Here is a 21,929-nt window from a genome sequence, read left to right on the forward strand (position 1 = left end):
TCGAGCCACGGGGAGAGCGGGGGTGGGGGCCGTGCCGGGTGGGCGGCCCGCCGGTCAGGACAGCGCGGTGCGGGTCTGCGCGCCGTCGGGCCACCGGGTGGTGACCCAGGTCGTCGGCCCGACGCGCCGGAGCCGGAGCTGCGGCCCGGTGGACGGTGGCCCGGGGTGGCGCGCCAGTTCGAGCAGCACGGCGCACCACTCGCCGGGGACGACGGGGCAGCGTGCCCACGGGACGGCGGCGACCGGTCCCAGCGGGCCGGCGTCCTCGTGCACGGACACGCCGGAGTCGGTGGTCCGTCCCAGCAGGACGGTGAGGGTGGAGCGGGTGCCGTCGTCGGCCTCGACGGCGGGGTCGTCGGTGGACCGGACGTCGACGCCCGCGCCCGCGACGGGCCAGCCGGTCAGCCGCAGGGCCGCGGGCGGGCGGTCGCGGGCGACCCCGTCCACGCGGACCAGCCGGACCTCCCACGGGCCGCGGACCAGCGAGTGCACGGTGACGGTCCCGGCGTCGTGGTGGCGGCCCGTCCAGCCCGACCCGTGGTGCTGCTGGGTCTCGTCGGGCTCGACCCACCGCACCACGCCGGACGACGACGCGCGGCCGACGGTCACGCCGCCGACGTCGAGGACTTCGACCGGGCCGAGGTCCATGCCGGCCCGGTGCGACGCCCGCCCGTCCGCGTCGAGCAGCACGACGGACTGGTCGCGGGGATCGACCCAGCTCCGCTCGTCCAGCAGCGGGCTGGTCGCGGTGGAGTAGCCGAACCGGGCGTAGAGCGGGGAGTCGGTCCTGGTGTCGCCGGGGACCGCGTGGTCGGTGCCGTGGTTGACCACGCGCACCACGCCGTCCGCGGCCGTGCCGCTGACCAGCCAGCCCGGGGCCTTGATCACGTCGACGTAGTCGCCGCGCTCGATCGGGAGCGGCTGCTCGTCGCCCGTCCACACGGGGTGGTCGGCGGGCAGCAGCAGGCCGAGCATGCCCTTCACCGCCCAGTACGGCGACCCCGGTCCCGAGTAGGACTGGGCGAGGCGCGGCCACGGCCCGTGCCAGCCCAGGGTCAGCAGGCCGCGGTCGTCGGGCGCGCCCCGGTCCACGAAGTGCCGCACCACGCTCGACGCCGCCCGGCGCAGCACCCCGGGCGGGGTGGACGGGACCCCGGCGAGCGCGCCGGCCCAGAACGGGGCCGCGGCGGCGAACCGGTAGGTCAGGCTGCGGCCCTGGAGCAGCGGCGACCCGTCCCCGCCCACCAGCCGCACCGCGTCGAGCAGGAAGCGGTCCAGCAGCGCCGCGTCCCGCTCCCGGCGCGGTTCGGCGAAGCCCTCGGCCCCGGCCATCCGCGACCACAGCTGCGGGTAGACGTGCAGCGCCCAGCCGACGTAGTGGTCGAACGCGCGCTCGTGCCCGTCCGCCATCCAGCCGTCCTCGCGCAGGAAACCGTCGTGGGTGGCCAGGTCCTCCTCGACGTCGTCGGCCGACCACGGACCGCCGACCGACCGCAGGAACGCCTGCGCCACCAGCCGGAACCACACCCAGTTGATCCGCGGGTAGGTCGGGTCGCCCACGGCCGGCGCGAGGTAGTCCACGACCCGCTCCCGCACGCCCGCGTCCAGCCGGTCCCACAGCCACGGCCGGGTCAGGTCCAGCGCCAGGGCCAGCGAGGCGGCCTCGACCTTGGCCTGCGCGTGCTCGTCCAGCCGCACCCAGCGCTCCGGCGAGGCGGGGTCGGTGCCCGCGGCGATGCCCTCGGCGTACCACTCGGCCAGGTTGTCCGGGTCCGCGCCGCGCTCGCCCGCCAGCCGGAACCCGGCCAGCAGGAACGTCCGCGCGAAGCCCTCCAGGCCGTCCACGTCGGACCCGTACCCGCCGGCCGGGCCGGGCAGGGTGACGCGCGCGTGGCGGGGCGAGCCGAACGGGCGCACCGCGCGCAGGAGGGCGTCGGCCGTGCCCGCCCACTCGTCGCGGGTCCAGGCGGTCCGCGGTGCGGCTGCCCTCACGAGGGATTCCGGCGGCATGTGGTCGTCCTTCAGCTCCGAAGGCGTTCGAGCAAAAACGGCACAGGTGCTTTCGTTTTTGATCGCTTTGTGCGTTAAGCAGTAAATACGTGCACGAGTGATCGTGTCAAGCCTCACAACGGCGCCTTCCGACGCGCGACGACGCGCGGCCGGTCGCCGCGAGGTGCCGCGGCGGGCCGACGACATAATTGACGCGAGATCGACGACAGGAGGGCGTCCGGTGACGAGAGCGCGTGTGGGGGACGGTGCGGCCGGGGCGCCGGCCGGGCCGGCGACGGGAGCGTCGTGAACTCCGAGTCGCGCACGCTCGCCGCGCGGAGGCGGGCCTCGATCCTGGAGGCGCTGCACCGCGACGGCGTGGTCCGGATCTCCGACCTCAGCGAGCGGATGGGCGTCACGGCGGTGACGCTGCGCCGCGACATCGCCCACCTCGACGGCGAGGGCCTGCTGCGCCGGGTGCACGGCGGGGCGACGCTGCCCGCCACCGCGCCGCCGTCGGCCGGGCCGCAGCCGTTCGACGTCCCGGCCGAGCCGGTCCGGCCGGGCGCCGCGGGCATGCTGGTGCCCTCGCTCGACTACTACTGGCCGGAAGTGGTGCGCGGCGCGGAGGAGGAGGCGTCGGCGCAGGGGTTACGGGTGCTGCTGCGCGGGTCGTCCTACGAGAGCGCCGACGACCGGCCGCAGTTGGAGCGGTTGCTGGACCACGAGGACGTGTGCGGGCTGATCGCCGCGCCGAGCCTGACCGCGCCGTCCGCGGCCGCGACGATCGAGTGGCTGAGCACCATCGACACGCCGGTCGTGCTGGTCGAGCGCACGGCGACGGTCGGCCCCCGGCAGGCCGTCGTGGAGTCGGTGGTGTCCGACCACGCCCTGGGCGCGGCCATGGCGGTGCACCACCTGGTGGCGTTGGGGCACCGCAAGGTGGGCGTGGTGACGAGCGAGCACAGCCCGACCTCGCCGCAGGTGCGCCGGGGCTGGTCCGACGCGTGCGCGGGGGCCGGGCTGGACCGGGGCGCGACCGTGGACCGGTCCGTGCCGAGGCCGGGCGTGGCCGGGTGGGACACCGCGCTGGACGACGTGCTGGACGGGTTGGCGTCGACGGGGACGACGGCGGTGCTCGTGCACGCCGACACCGAGGCGATGGCCCTGGTGCAGCGCGCCGAGCAACGCGGCGTCCGGGTGCCGGCGGAGTTGTCGGTCGTGGCCTACGACGACGAGGTTGCGGCGCTGTTCACGCCCGCGCTGACCGCCGTGCGCCCGCCGCGGCGCTCCATCGGCCGGGCGGCGGTGTCGCTGCTGGCCGCGAGGCTGCAGGACCCGGACCGCCCGACGCACCGGGTGGTCGTCACCCCGTCCCTGCGCGTGCGCGACTCGACCGCGCCGCCGGCCTGACCGGCACCGGCGACCCCGCCCCCGCTGCCCGACCGCCCGGCTGCCGCGATCCGCTCACCGGTCGCGGACCGGCGCGCAGCCGGTCATCGGTCGTCCCGGCGCGTCCGTGCACGTGGGACGACCGGCCGCCGTGGTCGCGCCGGCCCATCGCGTCCGCCCCCGCACGCGCCCGGCCGGCTGTCCGCCAGGGCCCCGGTGGTCGCGCCGGCAGCGGTGGTCGCGCCGGCAGCGGTGGTCGCGCTGGTCGTGGCCGGGGGTCGGTTCCGTTCGCGGTCATCGGGCCAGCCAGCCCCCGTCGACCGGGAGCACGACGCCGTGCACGTAGTCGGCCGCGCGCGAGCACAGGAACAGCACCGCGCCGGCGATGTCCTCCGGCTCGGCCCAGCGCCCCGCCGGGATCCGGTCCAGGATGGACCGGTTGCGGTCCGGGTCGGCGCGCAGGGCCTCGGTGTTGTCGGTGGTGACGTAGCCGGGCGCGACGGCGTTGACGTTGACCCCGCGGTGCGCCCACTCGTTGGCCAGGGCCTTGGTCAGCCCCGCCACGGCGGACTTCGACGCGGTGTAGCCCGGCACGGTGATCCCGCCCTGGAAGCTCAGCATCGACGCGACGGTGACGATCCGCCCCGACCCGCGCGCCAGCATCGCCCGGCCGACGTCGCGCGACAACGTCCACGTGGCCCGGAGGTTGACGTTCAGCACGTGGTCGAAGTCGGCGTCGGAGTGCTCGGCGGCGGGCGCGCGGCGGATCGTGCCCCCGTTGTTGACCAGGACGCCCACCTCCCGCTCGACCAGCAGCGCGCCCAGCTCGGCCACCTGGCCCGCGTCCGCCAGGTCGGTCCGCACCGGCGTGAACGCGCGCCCCTCCCCCTCGACCGCGTCGCGCGCGGCGCTCGCGCCGTCCGGCATCGAGCCGCTGATCCCGATCACGTCCGCGCCCGCGGCGGCCAGCAGCCGCGCCACGGCCAGGCCGATGCCCCGGCTCGCCCCGGTGACCGCGGCCGTCGTGCCGGACAGGTCGAACAGCTCTCCCACCTCCGGCTTCATCGCAGCGTCGCCGCCGGGTGCGGGTCCATGTCGTCGAACGACTGGTTCTCCCCCGCCATCGCCCACACGAAGCTGTACGAGGCGGTCCCCACACCGCTGTGCAGCGACCACGGCGGCGAGATCACCGCCTGCCGGTCGGCCACGATCAGGTGCCGGGTCTCCCGCGGCTCGCCCAGCAGGTGCACCACCCGCGCGTCCTCGGGCAGACCGAAGTACAGGTACGCCTCCATCCGGCGCTCGTGGGTGTGCGCGGGCATGGTGTTCCACATGCTGCCCGCGTGCAGCGTCGTCACCCCCATCACGACCTGGCAGCTGCGCACGCCGTTCTCGTGGATGTACTGGGTGAGGGTCCGGCGGTTGGAGGTCAGCGGGTCGCCCAGCTCGCGCACCGTGCCCTCGCCGGGCTGGACCGCCGCGGTCGGGTACGTGGTGTGCGCGGGCGCGGAGAACAGGTAGAACGCGGCGGGCTCCGCCTCGTCGTCGGACGCGAACGACACCTCGCCCGCGCCCCGGCCGACGTACAGGCACGCGGTCGGCGCGAGCCGGTGCTCCTCGCCGTCCACGGTGACCGTGCCCGGCCCGCCGACGTTGACGATCCCCGCCTCGCGGCGCTCGAAGAACCGGTCCGTCCGCAGCTCGGGGAACGACGGCAGGCTCAGCGGCCCGGTGCGCGGCAGCGCGCCCGCCAGCACGACCCGGTCGTGGTGGCTGTGGACCGCGCGCACCTCGTCGTCGGTGAACAGGTCTTCGACCAGGTAGTGGCGCCGCAGGTCGTCCGTGGTCATGGACGGGACCTGCTGCGGCGCGGTCGCGTAGCGCTGCTCCACGTACGTCGCCTTCCTTCTGTTTCCCTCGCGTGACGGTCAGAAACAGTCAATCCCAGACACAAAGGAAGGGCAAGACTGTACAGTTTGGTTGTTCCGATCAGTTTCGATCAGAGTGACGAGGCGAGCAGGCGGTCATGGCGGAGCAGCCCGGTACGGAGGCCAGGGGCTCGATGCTGCCCGCCGCGCGGCGGCAGTGGCTGCTGGAGCACCTGTCGGGTCAGGGCGTCCTGCGGATCGCGCACATCGCCCGGGTCATGGGCGTCACGCCGGTCACCGTGCGGCGGGACGTGAACGAGCTGGCCGCCGAAGGGCTGGTCGAACGGGTGCACGGCGGCGTGCGGCTGCTCGCCGACGGCGCGGCCCTGGCGGCCGGCCGGGCCGGGGACGGCACGCCCGCCGTCGGGATGGTCGTGCCGTCGCTGGACTACTACTGGCCGGAGGTCATCCGGGGCGCGCAGGACACCGCGCACGAGCTGTCCGCGCGTCTTGTGCTGCGCGGGGCGTCGTACCAGGTGGGGGACGTGCGGCACCAGGCGGAGTGGATGATCGGCAGCGGTGCGGTGGACGCGCTGCTGGTCGCGCCGCCCACCCGCGGGGCGGACGCCGAGGAGCTGGTGTCGTGGCTGACGGCGTTGCCCGTCCCGGTGGTGCTGGTCGAGCGTTCCGCGGTGTCGGGCCCGTACCGGCGGCACGTCGAGTCGGTGCGCACCGACCACGCGGCCGGCGCGGAGCTGGCCGTGCGGCACCTGCACGCCCGGGGGCACCGCGGGATCGGGCTCGTGGTCAGCGCGACCAGCCCCACGTCCGGGCAGGTGCGGGACGGGTGGCTCGGCGCGGTGGCGGACCTCGGGCTGCCGGCCGCGCCGGAGGTCTCCGTGGCCGCCTACTACGAGCCCGCGTGGGGTGTCGACGTCGACCGGGTGCTGGACGTGTGCGCGGAGCGGCACGTGACGGCGCTCGTCGTGCACTCCGACCGGGAGGCGGTGTCGCTGGTGCAGCGGGCCGAGGAGCGGGGACTCCGGGTGCCCGGCGACCTGTCGGTGGTCGCGTACGACGACGAGGTGGCGCGGTTCGCCCACCCGCCGCTGACCGCCGTGCGTCCGCCGAAGTACGCCATCGGTCGCACCGCGGTGCACCTGGCGCTGGACCGGCTCGCGGAGGGCGCGGACCTGCCCGTCCGCCGGGTCGTGCTCAGCTCCGAACTGCGCGAACGCGACTCGACCGGCCCGGGCCCCACCACCTGACCCCCGCGTGTCCTACGTTCAGAACGCGCGTGTCCTACCTCCAGAACGCGTGAGTCCTACGTTCAGAACGCGTGAGTCCAACGCTCAGGACACCCGAGTTGAACGTTCGGAACGCCCGCCCTGTCCCGAGCGTTCAACTCGGCTGTTCCGGACGTAGGACACGCGCGTTCCGGAGGTAGGACACGCGCGGGGTCAGTGGACGCCGGAGGAGGTGACGGTGGCGGCAGCCCAGGTGGCCGGGTCGGCGTCGAGCAGGCGGGCGACGTCGGCGGGCGGCAGGGGTACGGCCATGTCGGACACGGTGCGCAGCGCGCCGGCCGCGGCCAGGTGGCCGGTGCGCAGGCGGCGCGCGGGTGACGCCCCGGCCAGGGTCGCCGCCAGGTAGCCCGCGGCGAAGGCGTCGCCCGCGCCCACCGGCTCGACCACATCCACGCGCAGCGCGGGCTCGAACACCGGCGGGCCGCCGGCCTCCAGCACGGTCGCGCCGACCGCGCCCTGCTTGACCACCAGCGTGCCGGGCTCGGGCAGCACCTCGCGGACGGCGGCCGGCTCGGACACACCCCACAGGGCCTCGGCCTCGTCGTCGCCGACCAGGACGAGGTCCGCCGCGGCGGCCAGGGAGCGCAGGACGTCCGGACCCTCCGGCCCCCACAGCGCGGGCCGCCAGTTCACGTCGAACGACGTCGTCACGCCGGGGTGGGCCAGCAACGCCCGCACGAGCGCCAGGCACGACGGGGACAGCGCGGCGGTGATGCCGCTGACGTGCACGTACGACACCGACGCCAGGTCGAGCCGGTCGAGCAACCCGGGCCCGAGCGCGGACGCCGCCGAGCCGGCGCGGTAGTAGCGCACGGCGCTGCCGGCCCGGTCCGCCTCCTTGAGGTAGAGCCCGGTCGGCCGGGCGGGGTCCACCCGCACGTGGGAGACGTCCACCCCGGCCGCCGCCACCGCCGCGACGACCGCCCGCCCGAACGGGTCGTCGCCGACCGCGCTCGCCCAGCCGGCCGGGACGCCGTGCGCGACCAGCGCGCACGCCACGTTGGACTCCGCGCCGCCGACGCCCCGCACCCAGGTCCGCACGTCCTCGGGAGGGCCGGCCTCGGCGGGGGTGAACACGGCCATGGTCTCTCCCACGCACAGCACCGCGACCACGTCGACTCCTTGAGGTATCAGACCTGAACAAAACGATCGTAAACGATCAAATAGTGCTTGACTCGACCTCATCGATCGAAGATGCTCGCTCCCCAGAGCAGCGCGGCCCGACCCCTGAACAGGAGATCGCCGACGATGGCCCGTAGCCGAACGCCCCGCACCGCCCGCCGACCGGCCGGGGCCGGGAGGGGTCCGGCGATGGGCTCGAACGCGACGGCGGACCGCCCACCGGCGGTGGAGCTGGTGTCGGACACCGTGCTGGACCCGTCCGCGCTGTTCTTCGTGTCCTACGACGGCGTGGTGAACAACAACTCGTTCCAGCGGGACGCGATCCTCACCCACGCCGGGCACCAGTACGCGACGTGGTACACCGGCAGCCGCCACGCGGTGGTGGCGCGCCGGGCGCTCGACGGCGGCACGTGGGAGCACGTCGTGCTGCCCCACCGGTTGCGGGTGGACGACTCGCACAACGTCATCTCGCTCGGCCTCTCGCCGCTGGACGGGACGCTGCACGTCGCCATGGACACGCACGACAACCGCATCTTCTCCGTCAAGTCACGCGAAGGGCTCACGACCCGGCCGCGGGAGGTCCCGTGGGACGCCTCGGCGTTCGGGCCGGTGCGGCGGACCCTGGACGGGGTGGACCTGGGCGAGCTGACGTACCCGCAGTTCGTCGTCACGCCCGAGGGGGTGCTCCAGCTGAGCTACCGCACCGGGTGCTCCGGCAACGGGGTCAACGAGCTGGCCGAGTACCGCGACGGGACGTGGCGGCGGCTGGGCGCGTGGAGTTCGGCGACCGGCGACTACACCGGGCCGAACGGCGTCGTCTCCACCACGCGGAACATGTACCTGCACGGGCTGGACTACGACCGGCGGGGCCGGCTGCACGCCGCGTTCACGTGGCGCGAGGGCGACCGGCGCGTGCTGTGCGCCGACGGCGGGCTGGCCAACCACGACACCGGCTACGTCTACAGCGACGACCGGGGCCGGACGTGGCGCGCCGACACGGGCGCGGTCGTGGGCACGACCGGCGGCGAGCCCGTGGGCGTCTCCTCCCCCGGCGTGCTGGTGGACCGCCTCGGGCCGGACCGCGGGCTGATGAACCAGGAGAGCCAGGCGGTCGACTCCACCGGCACGCCGCACGTGGTGATCAGCTACGTGCCGGAGCGGTTCGCCCGCTGCGTCTCGGACTACGCGGCGCAGCGGACGCGGTTCGCGCGCACCTTCCACCTCACCCGGTCGGGCGGGACGTGGACCAAGCGCGAGGTCCCCGTCCCGCCCGGCAGCACGCAGCGCACGAAGCTCGTGCTGGACCGCGCGGACAACGCCTACCTGGTGATGCCCGGCGGCCGGATCGTGACCGCCGCCGCGGCGGACGGCTGGACCCGGTGGGCGACCGCGTTCACCCCCACGTCGTTCGACGCGTTCGGCGAGGTCAACGTCGACACGTCGCGGGTGGCCGTGGACGGGGTGCTGTCCGTGCAGTACCAGCGGAAGTCGACCGGCGCCACGCCCTCGGCGATCCACGTGGCCGACTTCCGGCTCGACGTCGGGTCCGGGTAGCCGGGGCCTTGCAGGTGGACCCGTGGTGCTCGCGTGGCCGGGCTAGCACCAGGTGATGTCGGCCAGGGACTCCAGCGGCGCGCGGTCCTCCAACGACTCGGGGACGACGAGCGTGTCCGCCGCCCGCAGCGCTTCCGGGAACGCGAGGTCGCACCGCTGCTCGACCTCGGCGAGCCGCACCTGGAACACCCGGAACTCGTCCAGGTCCAGCGCCTCCAGCCGGTTCAGGTTCTGGGTCAGCACGAACGCCCGCGCGGTCAGCGTGCCGCCGGTGGCGAACGCGATCACCTTCCAGTACTCGCGGGGCAGCGCCACGCCGCGGAACACGCGGTCGTCGGGCTGGAACACCGGGCCGGCGTAGACGCTCACACGGAGGTCGTCCACGTCCACATCGGACATGACGGCGTCCTCCAGGCGGCCCCACAGGCCCTGGCGCGCGCTCTGGTTGAAGTCGTCCATCTGCGGCGTGATGTTGGTGAAGAAGAACGAGTCGACGTTGGCCTTCTCCGCCACCGCCTTCGGCCCCCACAGCAGGTCGGCGCGCCGCGCCAGGTGGCCGCGGTCGAGCCGGTTGCCCCGGTACAGCTCGTCGCCGACCTGGAACCGCGCGGGGATGCGCGGGTCGAGCACGAACGGGATGCCGGCCCGGTTGATCGCCTTCAGGTCGCCGCCGTCGATGTTCCACGCGACCCAGAACGCGAACCGCCGCGACTTGCTCTGGGCCAGCGAGAAGTGGGTGTAGTCGACGACCACCGAGCCGTTCAGCTCGACCGCGTCGGCGCGGGCCGCCTCGCCCAGCTCCGGCACGCCCACCCCGACGCCGAGGAAGTCCGGGTCGAACCCCGCCGCGGCGGTCGCCCGGACCCGGCGCGGCGGGGTGAGCGTGATGCCGAGCTTCTCGAACACCGAGGCGGGCAGGCACGCCAGCGCGTGCTCGTCGGCGCTGTCCCCGGCCTCGCCCGCGAAGTGCAGGCCCGCCATCGTGCGGCCCGGTCTGCCGTTGGCGGACTTGAACACCCACACCGCGCCGGAGTCGCCGCCCGCGCTGATCTCGCCGCCGGCGGCGGGGCGCGCCGGGTCCGGGCCGATCTCGAAGCAGCCGATCCGCCGCTCGCCGACCCCCGGCCCGTAGTCGATCTTCACGAGGGTGTCGACGCGCCGGACCACGCCGTGCGTCACGCCGGTCGTCCGGCCGCTCTTGACGACCTTGTCGCCCAGTTCCGGCTCGCCGAGCTGGTCCACGGCCACGCCGAGGTCGAGGATCCGCGACTCGAACGCCCGGCCCTCGATGGTGGCAACGGCGCAGTCGCCCGCCGCGCCGAGGTGCGACCGGACGAGCCGGCCGATCCGGTTGCGGTCCGTGCGGTTGTCGTCGTGCGCGCCGGGCTGCACCACGTCCTCGCCGAGCGCGCCGTGCGGTCCGTGCAGGACGTGCCAGTTGCTCAGCGCGTAGGGGGTGCCGTCGTCCCGGTCGTAGACGACGCAGCCCAGCGTGCCCGCGGAGACGCGCACGTGCCCGAGGCTCACGCCCGGCGACACGGGGTCGAGGCGCGTCTTGCGCACGTCGCCGGAGGACTCCCCGAGCACCCGGAAGTCGGCGCGGTAGTCGCGTTGCAGCACGTCCGTCGGCACGGCCACGCCGTCGACCTCGATCGTCGCGGGCAGCAGCGCGGTGCCGAGCGCGGCCAACGCCTCGGGCTCGGCCTTCCGCCGGACGGTGAACTGGATGGCGACCTCGTCCGTCGCCCTGCCGCCCACGACCCGGTGGCCGATGCCGATGGAGGACACGTTCGGGTCGCGCAGGTACTCGGCGCCCTTGGTGCGCACGAACCGCCTCAGCGACGACCGCAGGTCGTTCCTGTTCTTCTTGACCATGAGCGCAAACCCCCTGTGCGCGCGGTGGTGGCCTTGCTGTCGCAGACCCACGACGGGGTGTTAACCCGGACCGTGTCCGTTCACCTGTTCGGCCCAGCGTTTGGCCACCGGATGCAGTCTTCATCGCCGAGGAGGCGGAAAGTCGACCATCGAGTGGCTGATCGTTGAACTCTGATCGGACCTGTCGTCCCGACCGCCGTCGTGCTGTGGTTCACAGACGAGCACGTTCCCCGACGAAACCCTGCCTGTTGGAGGAGCCGTGAAGATCAGACACGTCGTGGTGGCGAGCGCGGTGCTGGCCGGCCTCGCCGCCCCGTCCGCGCACGCCGCGCCGGTCGGCCCGGTGCTGTACGCCGGGCACCCGGACGCCGTCGCCGGGAGCTACATCGTGGTGCTGAAGCGGTCGGAGGACCTGGCCGCGACCCGGTCCGCCGCGCCGGGGGTCACGTTCACCTACCGCTCGGCGTTACCGGGGTTCGCGATGCGGGCGAGCGCGGCGCTGGCGGGCAGGCTCGCGGCCGACCCGCGCGTCGCCTACGTGGCGCAGGACGTGCGGGTGGGGTTGACCGACCGGGACCTCGCGGCACGGGACGTCGTGACGCGGGAGGTCGCGCGGCCGGATGTCGTCGCGCGGCCGGAGGTCGTCGCGCGCGACGTCCCGGGGCGGGAGGTCGCCGGGCGGGACGTCGTGGCGCAGGACCTGGCCGTGCAGCCGGACCCGCCGTCGTGGGGCCTGGACCGGATCGACCAGCGCTCCCTGCCGCTGGACCGGAAGTACTTCCACCCGAACACGGCCTCGTCCGTGCGGGCGTACATCTTCGGCACCGGCATCCGGTACACGCACCAGGAGTTCGACGGCGCGGCCGTGCCGGGGTTCGACGCGATCGGCGGCGTGACGCCGCCCGGCAACGACTGCAACGGGCACGGCACGCACATGGCCGGCACGGTCGGTGGCCGGACCACCGGCGTGGCGAAGGACGTGACGCTGGTGTCCGTGCGGGTGCTGAACTGCCAGGGGTCCGGGACCTACTCGCAGATCATCGCGGGCATCGACTGGGCGACCCGGGACGCGGCGGCGAGCGGGCGCAAGGCGGTGGCGCTGATGACGCTCGGCGGCGGGCTGAACCAGGCGTTCAACGACGCCATCACCCGGTCGATCCAGGCGGACGTGCACTACTCCGTGGTGTCCGGCGCCTCGAACGCCAACGCGTGCAACTACTCGCCCGGCAGCACGCCGCTGGCCACCACCGTGGGCGCGACCGACGCCAACGACGCGAAGGCGAGCTTCTCCAACTACGGCCCGTGCATCGACGTGTGGGCCCCGGGCGTGGGCATCACGTCGGCGTGGGGCACCTCGGACACCGCGTACTCGACCATCAGCGGCTCCACGGCGTCCGCGCACGCGGCGGGCGTGGCGGCGCTGTGGCGGCACCGGTTCCCGGCCGACTCGGCGGTGGCCGTGGCGGAGGCGCTGCGGGCCAACGCGACGCCGGGCGTGATCCCGGACCCCGGCGCGGGGTCGCCGAACCTGCTGCTGTTCATGGGGATGATCCCGGTGTAGGCGGCAGCAGGCCGCGGTCGCGGGCGTAGACGGCGGCCTGCGTGCGGTCGCGCAGGCCGAGCCGGTCGAGGATGCGGGAGACGTGGTTCTTCACCGTGCCCTCGCTCAGGTGCAGGCGGCGGGCGATCTCGCGGTTGGTCGAGCCCGCGGCGACCAGGCGGAGCACGTCCACCTCGCGGTCGGTGAGCCCGTCGGGGCGTCCGGGGCGCAGCGCGGACGCCAGGCGGGCCGCCGCGGCCGGGTCGAACTGGACGACGCCGGAGTGCGCGAGCCGGACGGCGGCGGCCAGTTCGGCGGCCGGCCGGTCCTTGAGCAGGTAGCCGGTCGCGCCCGCTCGCAGGGCGCGGACGACGTACTCCTCGTCGTCGAAGGTGGACAGCATGACGACCCTGGCGCGCGGGGTGCGGCGGCGCAGCAGGGCGAGCGCCTCGATGCCGTCCAGGACCGGCATGCGGACGTCCATCAGGACGACGTCCGGGTCCCGCGCGACGGCCAGGTCCACGGCGGCCCGGCCGTCGCCGGCGGTGCCGACGACCGTGATGCCGGGGTGCAGGCCGAGCAGCGCGGCGATGCCTTCGCGGATGAGCTGCTGGTCGTCCACCACGACCACGCGCACGTCGCCCCCATCGGGTCTGCTCACGTCGCGGACCTCGGCAGGGTGACGGTGAGCCGGGTTCCGCCGCCCGACGCCACTTCGACCGAGCCGCCGGCCCGCGCGACGCGTTCCCGGAGGTTGCGCAGCCCGAAGCCCTCGCGGTGGGCGGCGAACCCGGGACCGTCGTCGGCCACCACCAGGCGTGCCTCGCGCGGTCCGCAGTGCACCGTCACGGTGACCGTCGAGCCGGGGGCGTGGCGCATCGCGTTGGTGATCCCCTCCTGGGCGGCGCGGTACAGGGTGAGCAGGGTGGCGGTGGGGTAGCGGGACTCGTCGCCGGCGCAGGAGACGGCGACGTCGAGGTGGTGGACGAGACGGGTCAGCTCGTCACCGAGGCGGAAGGGTTCGCGCAGGGCCCGGACCGAGGTGCGGACGTCGGCGAGCGCGCGCCGTGCCGACTCGCGGGCGTCCTCGATGGCGCGGTCCGCCGTCGCGGGGTCGTGGTCGCGGAACGCGGTGGCCTTCTCCAGCAGCACGGAGACGGCGGTGAGGTGGTGCCCGATGCCGTCGTGCACGTCCCGCGCGAGCCGGTTCCTCTCGGCCGCCGCGGAGAGTTCGGCCATGGCGAGGGCGAGGATGAGGCCGATGCCGAACATCAGCAGGTCGGACACGTGCTCGACGGACCGGGTCCAGTGGGGGACGGTGAGCTGGAAGGCGGTGACCAGGAACAGGCCGCTCGCGATCCCGACGGCGATGGCCACCGCGCGGCCGAGGGCGAAGTAGGCGGCGAACGGGAGGAGCAGGAAGAGCACCCTCGCCATGCCGGAGCCGTCGGCGAAGGCGACCAGGGCGACCAGTGCGGCCTGGCCGGCGAGGACGGCGGGGGCGGGGAGGCGCGGGCCGAGGGCGTCCAGGAGGACCAGGGCGAGCAGGCCCAGCGTGAACGGCACCCACCGGGTTTGCGCGAGGCCGGCCAACCCGGCGTACCCGCCGGCCACCAGCACCGTCCCGCAGAGGAGGGGTGGGAGCCAGGTGAGTGGGCGCACGTCGGCAGGCTACGGGTTGGTGGCGGTGCGCCGGTCGCGTTTCGCCGGCTTGCCGGGTGCGTGGGGTCGGCTTGCCGGGCGTTGGCCGGGCTTGCCGGTCGGCTTTGTCGGCGTTGACTCAACTTTGTCGGCATTGGCCGGCATGCTGGGCGTTCACCGGCTTGCACGGCTCGCCGGCGCGGGGGCGGCGTCTGCCACGAATGGGTGATCTTGGCGGAAGTCCGGAAATGTGATGAAATAAAACGGCGTTACGGCCGGTGTCGAACGTCGGTTGAAACGAAGAGGCCGCCGACCAACCCCCGGCACGCGCCCGGTGGAGGTGGACCGGCCTGGGACACGTCCGCGCCACCCGGCGGTTCGAGCGGTCGCCGGCCCGGTCAGTCCCCGGTATCGCCGGCCCGGTGAACCTGGCTGCCCCACCCGGGCACTCGGCGACCAGGCAGCCGGGGCGCTCGGGACCCAGGCGCTCGGGGTCGATCGACCAGAGCGCTGCGGCGACCCCCTGCGGGTGCGACGCATTGCCAGGTGGCCGGTACCCAGGTCGCCGCGCCGGTGGGAGTTACTGAGCTGGCACAGCTGCCGGACCTCGGTGACAGGGAACGGGCCGGCGGGGAGCCGGTGCGCTCGGTGGCACGTGCCGATCGGCACCCCCAACTCTGACCACTCGGCACTCCCCTGCCCCTGACCCGCACCAATAGCGTCCCCGGCATGAGCTTCTTGTTGCGATTCGGTGCCTGGTGCGGCGCGCTGTCGGGTCTGTTCATCGCCGTGTCGGGGTTGATCGAGGCGTTCGTCGGCGAGACGACCGCGACCAGCCTGGTGATCGGGGTCTCGCCGGCGTTGGCCGCGCCGCTGGTGACGGCCCTCTACGTGAAGCAGCCGCGCACCGTGCTGGGCACGGTCGGGTACGTGGTGAACCTCGTGGGGCTCGGGCTGTTCGGGGCGGCGGCTTATGCGCTCAACGTCGTCCTCTTCCCCCTCGGCGGGCCGTCGCTCCCGGCCGTGACCGTGGTCGTCCTGTCGGGCAGCGCGGCGGTCTTCGCGGTCGGCACGGTGGTGTTCGCGGTCAGCATGATCAAGTCGCGGGTCCACCCGCCCGTGCCCGCGTGGACGTACGCGGTCGCGCTGCCGGTGTTCACGTTCGCCGCACGCCTGCCGGACACGCCGTTGACGAGCGCGCTCCACGTGCTGGTCGGCGGCGCGTTGGTGTGGCTCGCGCGGTCCGCCTACCCGGCCACGCGGTCGGCGGCGAGCAGCAGCGACGCGATCAGGACCAGCGCCGCGTAGGGCACCACGACCCGGGGCCGGCCGCGGGTGCCGGCCCACGTCAGGACGACCGACCCGGCCCACACGAGCGCCGTGCCGCCGGCCGCGACGACGGTCGGCGTCACGCCGTACGAGCACGCCCCCGACACCGAGAACTCGCAGCCGGCGGTCGGTGTGAACGCCATCAGGCCGTACACCATGGCGATCGGCGCGCAGACGCACAGCACCACCGTGCCGAGCACGGCGAGTCGTCTCATGGGCCCGCACGGTAGCAGCCGCGGCACGGGGGTCCACATAGGACTCCAGGTCCGGCGTCACGAGGGCATGTCGGGACCACGGGGGCGCGAACACAGTCCGCAGTGGACGGACGTCACACGGGAGGGTGACCCGCGTCACCCTGGAAGAGTACCGATACAACGTTGTAAAACGGCCGCCGCGCCGGCTACGATCCCGGTCGATCCCGAGAACGGCGACACCGTGACCGAACCCCCTGGAGGAGCGCTTGGCCACGCTCAAGGACGTCGCCGCCCTGGCCGGCGTGTCCGTGAAGACCGTGTCGAACGTGGTCAACGGCTACGCGTTCGTGAAGCCGGAGAACCGTCGCCGGGTCGAGGAGGCGTTGACCGCCACCGGCTACCGCCCGAACCTCGGCGCGCGCAACCTGCGCCGCGGCCGGACGGGGTTCGTCGCGCTCGTGCTGCCGGAGCTGGTCGTGCCGTACTTCGCCGAGCTGGCGGGGCTGGTGCTCGGCGCGGCCCAGGAGCACGAGTGGAACGTGCTGATCGAGCAGACCCTCGGCACCCGGGAGGGTGAACGGGACACGTTGGCGTCGCTCGGCCCGCACATGATCGACGGCGCGATCGTGAGCCCGGAGGCGCTGGCGGAACCCGACTTCGGCGAGCTGGCGCCGGGCATCCCGGTGGTGATGCTGGGCGAGCACACGGTGGACCTGCCGCTGGACCACGTCGGCATCGACAACGTCGAGGCGGCGCGTGCCGCGGTGGCGCACCTGGTCGGGCTCGGTCGGACTCGGGTCGCGGCGATCGGGGCGCACCCGCACCGCGGCACGGCGGCGCAGCGGCTGGCGGGGTACCGGCTCGCGCTGGCCGAGGCGGGGTTGCCGGTGCTGGACGAGCTGGTGGCGACGGTGGTGAGCTACCACCGCCGGGACGGCGCGGAGGCGATGGCGCGGCTGCTGGCCGCGCCGCGCCCGCCGGACGCGGTGTTCTGCTTCAACGACCTGTTGGCGATCGGCGCGGTGCGGGCGGCGGCGGAGCGCGGGGTGCGGGTGCCCTCGGACGTGGCGGTGGTCGGGTTCGACAACACCGAGGAGGGCGCGTACAGCGCGCCGTCGCTGACCACGGTGGCGCCGGACAAGGCGGCGATCGCGCACGCCGCGGTGGACCTGTTGCGACGGCGGGTGGACGACCCGGGGCGGCCGCCGGAGCGCGTGCGGACGCCGTTCTCGTTGGAGGTCCGGGAGAGCACGAGGGGTGTCGGGTGACGCGGGACGGGGTGTTCGAGGCGCCGGGTCGGATCAACCTGATCGGCGAGCACACGGACTACAACGACGGTTTCGTGCTGCCGATCGCGTTGCCGCACGTGGCGCGGGTGACGGCGGCGCGGCGGGACGACGGTGTGCTGCGGGTGTCCTCGCGGCAGGCGTCGGGGGTGGCGGAGGTCCGCGTGGTGGACCTCGCGCCGGGTGTGGTGACCGGGTGGGCGGCGTACGTGGCGGGCGTGGTGTGGGCGTTGCGGGAGGCCGGGCACCCGATCGGCGGGTTCGGCCTGCTCGTGGACGGCGCCGTGCCGCTGGGCGCGGGGTTGTCGTCGTCGGCGGCGTTGGAGAGCGCGACGGCGCTGGCGGTGACGGAGCTGTCCGGGGTGTCGCTGGACCGCCGCGAGCTGGCGCGGATCGCGCAGCGGGCGGAGAACGAGTTCGTCGGCATGCCGTGCGGGATCATGGACCAGTCGGCGTCGCTGCTGGCGCGTGAGCGGCACGCGTTGTTGCTCGACACGCGCACGTTGGAGACCGAGCACATCCCGTTCGACCTGGCGCCGGTCGGGCTCGCGTTGCTGGTGGTGGACACGAAGGCGCCGCACCGGTTGGTGGACGGCGAGTACGCGGCGCGGCGGCGGGACTGCCACCGGGCGGCGGAGCTGCTGGGCGTGCCGGCGTTGCGGGACCTGGACGGGGTCGGGCACGACCTGCCGGAGCGGTTGGCCCGGCGGGTGCGGCACGTGGTGACGGAGAACGAGCGGGTCGCGCGGGTCGCGGACCTGCTGCGGGCGGGGCGGGTCCGGGAGGTCGGGCCGTTGCTGACCGCGTCGCACGTGTCGTTGCGCGACGACTACGAGGTGACCGTGCCGGAGTTGGACGTGGCGGTGGACGCGCTGCTGTCGGCCGGGGCGTTGGGCGCGCGGATGACCGGTGGCGGGTTCGGCGGTTGCGTGATCGCGCTGGTGGCGGAGGCGGACGTGGCGGCGTGCGGGGCGGCGGTGCGGGAGGCGTTCGCGGGGCGGGGTTTCGCCGCGCCGGAGTGCTGGACGGCGACGGCGGCGGCCGGGGCGCGTCGGGTCGACCACGGCTGAGGGCGGGCCGGGCGGCCCCGATACAGTGCGCTCCCACGTCGAGCGCGTCACGACGTGTGGCGCGCGTCCTGGGGAGGAATTGTCGATGCCCGGCAAGGAAGGGCTCAAGGCCGCACTGCACGCCGCCTTCGACTCGGTGGTCGAGGGAGGGTCGGGCTACACCAAGGTGTACGCGGCGGAGATCAGGCAGAAGAACTTCATCGTGATCCGGACGACCACGGTGTCGAACTTCGTGGTCGGCTTCAAACCGGGGTCGACCGACCTGGTCGTGGTCCCGGTCGACGAGGAGTGCGGGGCCATCAAGCCCGGCGTGCCGCTGGTGATCACGGACGCGAACCGGGCGTCCGTGCGCCGGCGGGATTTCCAGGGCCGGTTCGTGGTCAAGACGACGGACGGCCGGACGTTCCGGTTCACGGTGATCCCGTCGGTGCCGAAGCTGCTGTCGATCGCCTACCAGTTCCCGGTGGAGCAGAGGGAGGAGTACGAGGCGTTCGAGGCGGTGCGCGCGTCCCTGACGGCGGCCTGAGGGGTTCCGCGCGGGTGGCGTGCCGCATGGGACTTCGTGATCGGCGCGGGCCGCCCCCATTCGTCAGGTTCTTCGGTAACCAATACATCATCTAGTTGGACAGGCTTTCACCTGCACGGTCGTGGTCCGGCCCCGTCCGGCCGGCCCGGCCGCCCCGCCGGGGGCGCTTCGGGTGCTCCACCGGGCGTACACGTCGGGGATGGCCGCTGATCACCTTCGGCGTGTACGCAGGACCGGAACGCGTTCTTCCCGGCCCTGCACCGAAGGAGAGCCGATGTCCCCCCTGACCCGACGAACGCTCATCGCCGGCGGCATCGTGAGCGCCGGCGCGACGGTCCTCGCACCCACCACCGCGAACGCCATCTCCTACCCGTTCACGCTGGGCGTCGCCTCCGGCGAGCCCGCCGCGGACGGTTTCGTGATCTGGACGCGCCTCGCGCCGAGCCCGCTCAACGCCGACGGCCTCGGCGGCATGGGCAGCGCGTCGGTCGCGGTGGAGTGGCAGGTCTCGACGGACCGGCGGTTCACGCAGGTCGTGCGCAGCGGCACGGCGACCGCGACGCAGACGTGGGCGCACAGCGTGCACGTCGAGGTGGCCGGCCTGGAGCCCGGCCGCGAGTACTTCTACCGGTTCCGGGCCGCCGGCCACATCTCCCCCGTGGGCCGCGGCGTCACCGCGCCCGCCGTCGGCACCGGCCCGTCGCTGACCATGCTGTTCGCGTCCTGCTCGCACTTCGAGGAGGGCTACTTCACCGCGTACCGGCGGATGGCCGAGGAGAACCCGCACGTCATCCTGCACCTGGGCGACTACATCTACGAGGGCGGCGCGACCACGACGAAGGTGCGCCGGTTCGCGCCCGCCGCGGAGATCGCGAACCTGGCCGACTACCGGGTGCGGCACGCGCAGTACAAGACGGACGTGGACCTCCAGGCCGCGCACGCCGCCGCGCCGTGGCTGGTGGTGTGGGACGACCACGAGGTGGAGAACAACTACGCGAACCTGGTGCGCGCCAACACCTCCCCGGCCGGCGACTTCAAGGTGCGGCGCGCGGCGGCGTACAAGGCGTACTACGAGCACATGCCGCTGCGCGCGGCGCAGGCCCCGGTCGCGGAGAACATGCAGCTCTACCGGCGGGTCCGGTGGGGCAGCCTGGCCACGTTCCACCTGCTGGACACCCGGCAGTACCGCGACGACCAGGCGTGCGGCGACGGCACGAAGGTGTGCCCGGAGGCCGACGACCCGGCCCGCACGCTGCTCGGCGGCGCGCAGGAGGCGTGGCTGCTCGACGGGATGCGGCAGAAGCTCGGCACCTGGGACTTCCTGGGCCAGCAGGTGTTCTTCGCGCAGAGGCTCGCCTCGGCCGACGGCGCGAAGTCGATGGACTCGTGGGACGGCTACAGCGCCAACCGCGGCCGGGTGCAGCGCGGCTGGGACGCGGCGGGGCTGCGCAACACCGTCGTGCTGACCGGGGACGTGCACCGGTCGTGGGCCGCGAACCTGATGAACGACTACACCGCGCAGGACCGGGTCGTCGGCACCGAGCTGGTCACCACGTCGATCACGTCCGGCGGCGACGGCAACGCGGCCGACACCGGCCTGTCGAGCCTCAACCCGCACGTGAAGTTCTTCAAGAACCTGCGCGGGTACGTCCGCACCACCACCACACCCACCCAGGTGAACGTCGACTTCCGCTTCCTGGACCGGGTCACCACCCGCGACTACCCGGTCCGGACCCTGCAGAGCTACGTCGTGCAGGCGGGCAACCCCGGATTGCAGGCGCCGTGAAGAAGCTGACCGTGATGATCGTGGCGCTCCTGATGCTGGGCGCCGGAACCGCGTCGGCGGCGGCCACCTGGACCGTCGCGAACAGCACCGCCACCGGCGACCAGGACAACGCCGCCGTGTCCGCGGTCCGCAACGGCTGGACCGCCGTGGTGTGGGAGGACGACCGCGACGACACCGCGCCTGCCGACAACGTGCACAGCGACGTGTGGGTCCGCCTGTTCAAGGACGGCGTGTCGCGGTACGAGAAGAAGCTGTCCGCCGGCGGCACGGGCACGTGGCGGCACGTTCAGCCCGACGTGTCCCTGCACGACAACGGCACCGCGGTCGTGGTGTGGGCCGATGACGCCGACGGCAACGGCTACTACAACATCCAGGTGCGCGAGCTGAACACCGCCGGCACCGTCACCGGTTCCGCGCGGGCCAACGCGAACACCGACGGCCAGCAGCTCGACCCCGCCGTGGCCGCCGACCCCGACACGCCCGGTTTCGCCGTGGTGTGGGAGGACAAGCAGACCTCCGCCAACGCCACCGTGCGCGTCGCCGGGTTCGCGTCGGCGACCTCCAAGACCTACGAGGCCCAGGTGCACGCCGCCGGCGGCACCCACCAGCGGCCGGACGTCGCCATGGGCGCGGCGGGCAACGCGATCGTGGTGTGGGACGAGGACGGCGACGGCAACGGCTACTACAACATCGGCCGCAAGATCCTCACACCGTCCGGCGGGGTCAAGGTGGCGCAGGGCGTGGCGAACGCGAGCGGCGACGGCCAACAACGCCGGCCGGTCGTGGCGGCGAACTTCAACGGCGACCACGTGGTGGCCTGGGAAACCGACCACACCGGCACGGCCCGGGTGGGGGTGCGGTCGTTCGCGGCGGGCGGGGCTGCCTTGACGGTCGCGGACACCGTGCTGGCGGGGATGGACCCGCAGGTCGGGATCGACGACCAGTCGGGCGTGGTGGTGTCGGTCGCGGAGGCACAGGACGTGGTGACGCAGGGGCTCAACGCGGACGGCACGGTCACCGGCCGGTTGCCACGCCAGGTGACGGTGTCCACGGCGACGGGCCGGCAGGACGAGCCCGCCCTGGGCGTCGACGCGTGGGGCCAGATCACCGTGGCCTACACCGACGACAACGACGGCAACGGATTCGACCAGATCTACCTCGGCACCGGCCTGGTCAACAGCACCTGGTGAGCGGTGAACGGCGGCACGCCTCTTCTCGAACAGGCGCGCCGCCTTTCCGCAACCGCGTGCCCTCATTCACGAATACCGGCCCAACCGCCGCACAACGGACCCGCCACCACCCCACCGAGGCTCGATTTGACATGGGTTCGGGTGCCGTAGGCTGGACGAAGCCGGGCAGGCTCGGCGGGCGCTTTTTCCGCCGAGCCTGCCCGGCTTTGGCCTGCCTGTGGTGCCCGTAAGGGCCCCATGTCAAATCGAGCCGGTCAGGC

18 protein-coding genes are annotated in these 21,929 nt (G+C 73.9%); 10 read left to right on the forward strand and 8 right to left on the reverse strand.

Annotated features, from left to right (window positions below; genetic code table 11):
• Positions 1-54: 54 nt before the first annotated feature.
• Positions 55-2,010 carry a DUF2264 domain-containing protein gene (locus ACWEFJ_RS35815; protein ID WP_449716486.1) on the reverse strand — a complete coding sequence of 652 codons (1,956 nt, stop codon included), beginning with the start codon at positions 2,008-2,010 and terminating at the stop codon, positions 55-57.
• A 285-nt stretch (positions 2,011-2,295) separates the two neighbouring features.
• Between ACWEFJ_RS35815 and ACWEFJ_RS35820 the strand changes: the two genes are divergently transcribed.
• A complete protein-coding gene (locus ACWEFJ_RS35820; protein WP_378096538.1) occupies positions 2,296-3,402 on the forward strand; it encodes a substrate-binding domain-containing protein in 1,107 nt (368 codons plus the stop codon).
• A gap of 273 nt (positions 3,403-3,675) precedes the next feature.
• On the opposite strand, the gene ACWEFJ_RS35825 is transcribed toward ACWEFJ_RS35820, so the two are convergent.
• Together ACWEFJ_RS35825 and kduI are read right to left on the reverse strand one after the other, a co-directional pair.
• A complete protein-coding gene (locus ACWEFJ_RS35825; RefSeq protein ID WP_449716487.1) occupies positions 3,676-4,434 on the reverse strand; it encodes an SDR family oxidoreductase in 759 nt (252 codons plus the stop codon).
• 8 nt (positions 4,435-4,442) lie between these two features.
• Entirely contained in the window at positions 4,443-5,273 is an 831-nt protein-coding gene (gene kduI / locus ACWEFJ_RS35830; RefSeq protein ID WP_378096532.1) for a 5-dehydro-4-deoxy-D-glucuronate isomerase, read from the reverse strand.
• Positions 5,274-5,407: 134 nt separating this feature from the next.
• Between kduI and ACWEFJ_RS35835 the strand changes: the two genes are divergently transcribed.
• Positions 5,408-6,517 (forward strand): substrate-binding domain-containing protein, encoded by a 1,110-nt coding sequence (locus ACWEFJ_RS35835; protein WP_449716488.1) that lies wholly within the window; start codon positions 5,408-5,410, stop codon positions 6,515-6,517.
• A gap of 192 nt (positions 6,518-6,709) precedes the next feature.
• Here ACWEFJ_RS35835 and ACWEFJ_RS35840 read toward each other — a convergent pair whose 3' ends face one another.
• Positions 6,710-7,660 carry a sugar kinase gene (locus ACWEFJ_RS35840; protein WP_449716500.1) on the reverse strand — a complete coding sequence of 317 codons (951 nt, stop codon included), beginning with the start codon at positions 7,658-7,660 and terminating at the stop codon, positions 6,710-6,712.
• A gap of 207 nt (positions 7,661-7,867) precedes the next feature.
• On the opposite strand from ACWEFJ_RS35840, the gene ACWEFJ_RS35845 reads away from it, so the two are divergent.
• Positions 7,868-9,232, forward strand: coding sequence for a BNR repeat-containing protein (locus tag ACWEFJ_RS35845; RefSeq protein ID WP_449716489.1), 1,365 nt, complete (start codon positions 7,868-7,870; stop codon positions 9,230-9,232).
• Positions 9,233-9,274: 42 nt separating this feature from the next.
• Here ACWEFJ_RS35845 and ACWEFJ_RS35850 read toward each other — a convergent pair whose 3' ends face one another.
• The gene (locus ACWEFJ_RS35850; protein WP_449716490.1) at positions 9,275-11,107 is read right to left on the reverse strand and encodes a DNA/RNA non-specific endonuclease; all 1,833 of its coding nucleotides are present in this window, start codon (positions 11,105-11,107) and stop codon (positions 9,275-9,277) included.
• Positions 11,108-11,366: 259 nt separating this feature from the next.
• Between ACWEFJ_RS35850 and ACWEFJ_RS35855 the strand changes: the two genes are divergently transcribed.
• Positions 11,367-12,668, forward strand: coding sequence for a S8 family peptidase (locus ACWEFJ_RS35855; RefSeq protein ID WP_449716491.1), 1,302 nt, complete (start codon positions 11,367-11,369; stop codon positions 12,666-12,668).
• On the opposite strand, the gene ACWEFJ_RS35860 is transcribed toward ACWEFJ_RS35855, so the two are convergent.
• Positions 12,646-13,308, reverse strand: a complete 663-nt coding sequence (locus ACWEFJ_RS35860) for a response regulator (protein ID WP_449716492.1) — start codon at positions 13,306-13,308, stop codon at positions 12,646-12,648. The genes ACWEFJ_RS35855 and ACWEFJ_RS35860 overlap by 23 nt on opposite strands.
• The gene (locus ACWEFJ_RS35865; protein WP_378095675.1) at positions 13,305-14,309 is read right to left on the reverse strand and encodes a sensor histidine kinase; all 1,005 of its coding nucleotides are present in this window, start codon (positions 14,307-14,309) and stop codon (positions 13,305-13,307) included. Before ACWEFJ_RS35865 ends, ACWEFJ_RS35860 begins: the two co-directional genes overlap by 4 nt.
• Positions 14,310-15,017: 708 nt before the next feature.
• Between ACWEFJ_RS35865 and ACWEFJ_RS35870 the strand changes: the two genes are divergently transcribed.
• The gene (locus ACWEFJ_RS35870; RefSeq protein WP_449716493.1) at positions 15,018-15,596 is read left to right on the forward strand and encodes a hypothetical protein; all 579 of its coding nucleotides are present in this window, start codon (positions 15,018-15,020) and stop codon (positions 15,594-15,596) included.
• Here the strand turns inward: ACWEFJ_RS35870 and ACWEFJ_RS35875 are convergent.
• A complete protein-coding gene (locus tag ACWEFJ_RS35875) occupies positions 15,536-15,832 on the reverse strand; it encodes a hypothetical protein (protein WP_449716494.1) in 297 nt (98 codons plus the stop codon). The genes ACWEFJ_RS35870 and ACWEFJ_RS35875 overlap by 61 nt on opposite strands.
• 245 nt (positions 15,833-16,077) lie before the next feature.
• Between ACWEFJ_RS35875 and ACWEFJ_RS35880 the strand changes: the two genes are divergently transcribed.
• From ACWEFJ_RS35880 to ACWEFJ_RS35900, 5 genes are all read left to right on the forward strand, one after another.
• Complete coding sequence (locus ACWEFJ_RS35880) at positions 16,078-17,079, forward strand: LacI family DNA-binding transcriptional regulator (RefSeq protein WP_449716495.1); 1,002 nt, start codon at positions 16,078-16,080, stop codon at positions 17,077-17,079.
• Complete coding sequence (galK, locus tag ACWEFJ_RS35885; protein WP_449716496.1) at positions 17,076-18,167, forward strand: galactokinase; 1,092 nt, start codon at positions 17,076-17,078, stop codon at positions 18,165-18,167. Before ACWEFJ_RS35880 ends, galK begins: the two co-directional genes overlap by 4 nt.
• Before the next feature lie 85 nt (positions 18,168-18,252).
• Positions 18,253-18,693, forward strand: coding sequence for a hypothetical protein (locus ACWEFJ_RS35890; RefSeq protein ID WP_449716497.1), 441 nt, complete (start codon positions 18,253-18,255; stop codon positions 18,691-18,693).
• A 274-nt stretch (positions 18,694-18,967) separates the two neighbouring features.
• Positions 18,968-20,479, forward strand: a complete 1,512-nt coding sequence (locus ACWEFJ_RS35895; protein ID WP_449716498.1) for an alkaline phosphatase D family protein — start codon at positions 18,968-18,970, stop codon at positions 20,477-20,479.
• Positions 20,476-21,669 (forward strand): hypothetical protein, encoded by a 1,194-nt coding sequence (locus ACWEFJ_RS35900; protein ID WP_449716499.1) that lies wholly within the window; start codon positions 20,476-20,478, stop codon positions 21,667-21,669. The genes ACWEFJ_RS35895 and ACWEFJ_RS35900 overlap by 4 nt, the downstream gene beginning before the upstream one ends.
• Positions 21,670-21,929: the final 260 nt, after the last annotated feature.

The organism is Actinosynnema sp. NPDC004786 (assembly GCF_053601135.1).

What these genes read in the sequence shown, in the direction of transcription:
- ACWEFJ_RS35815 (WP_449716486.1), bottom strand. Translation starts at nt 2,010, where the DNA reads ATGCCGCCGGAATCCCTCGTGAGGGCAGCCGCACCGCGGACCGCCTGG.
- ACWEFJ_RS35835 (WP_449716488.1), top strand. Translation starts at nt 5,408, where the DNA reads ATGGCGGAGCAGCCCGGTACGGAGGCCAGGGGCTCGATGCTGCCCGCC.
- ACWEFJ_RS35845 (WP_449716489.1), top strand. Translation starts at nt 7,868, where the DNA reads ATGGGCTCGAACGCGACGGCGGACCGCCCACCGGCGGTGGAGCTGGTG.
- ACWEFJ_RS35850 (WP_449716490.1), bottom strand. Translation starts at nt 11,107, where the DNA reads ATGGTCAAGAAGAACAGGAACGACCTGCGGTCGTCGCTGAGGCGGTTC.
- ACWEFJ_RS35870 (WP_449716493.1), top strand. Translation starts at nt 15,018, where the DNA reads ATGAGCTTCTTGTTGCGATTCGGTGCCTGGTGCGGCGCGCTGTCGGGT.
- ACWEFJ_RS35875 (WP_449716494.1), bottom strand. Translation starts at nt 15,832, where the DNA reads ATGAGACGACTCGCCGTGCTCGGCACGGTGGTGCTGTGCGTCTGCGCG.
- ACWEFJ_RS35890 (WP_449716497.1), top strand. Translation starts at nt 18,253, where the DNA reads ATGCCCGGCAAGGAAGGGCTCAAGGCCGCACTGCACGCCGCCTTCGAC.
- ACWEFJ_RS35895 (WP_449716498.1), top strand. Translation starts at nt 18,968, where the DNA reads ATGTCCCCCCTGACCCGACGAACGCTCATCGCCGGCGGCATCGTGAGC.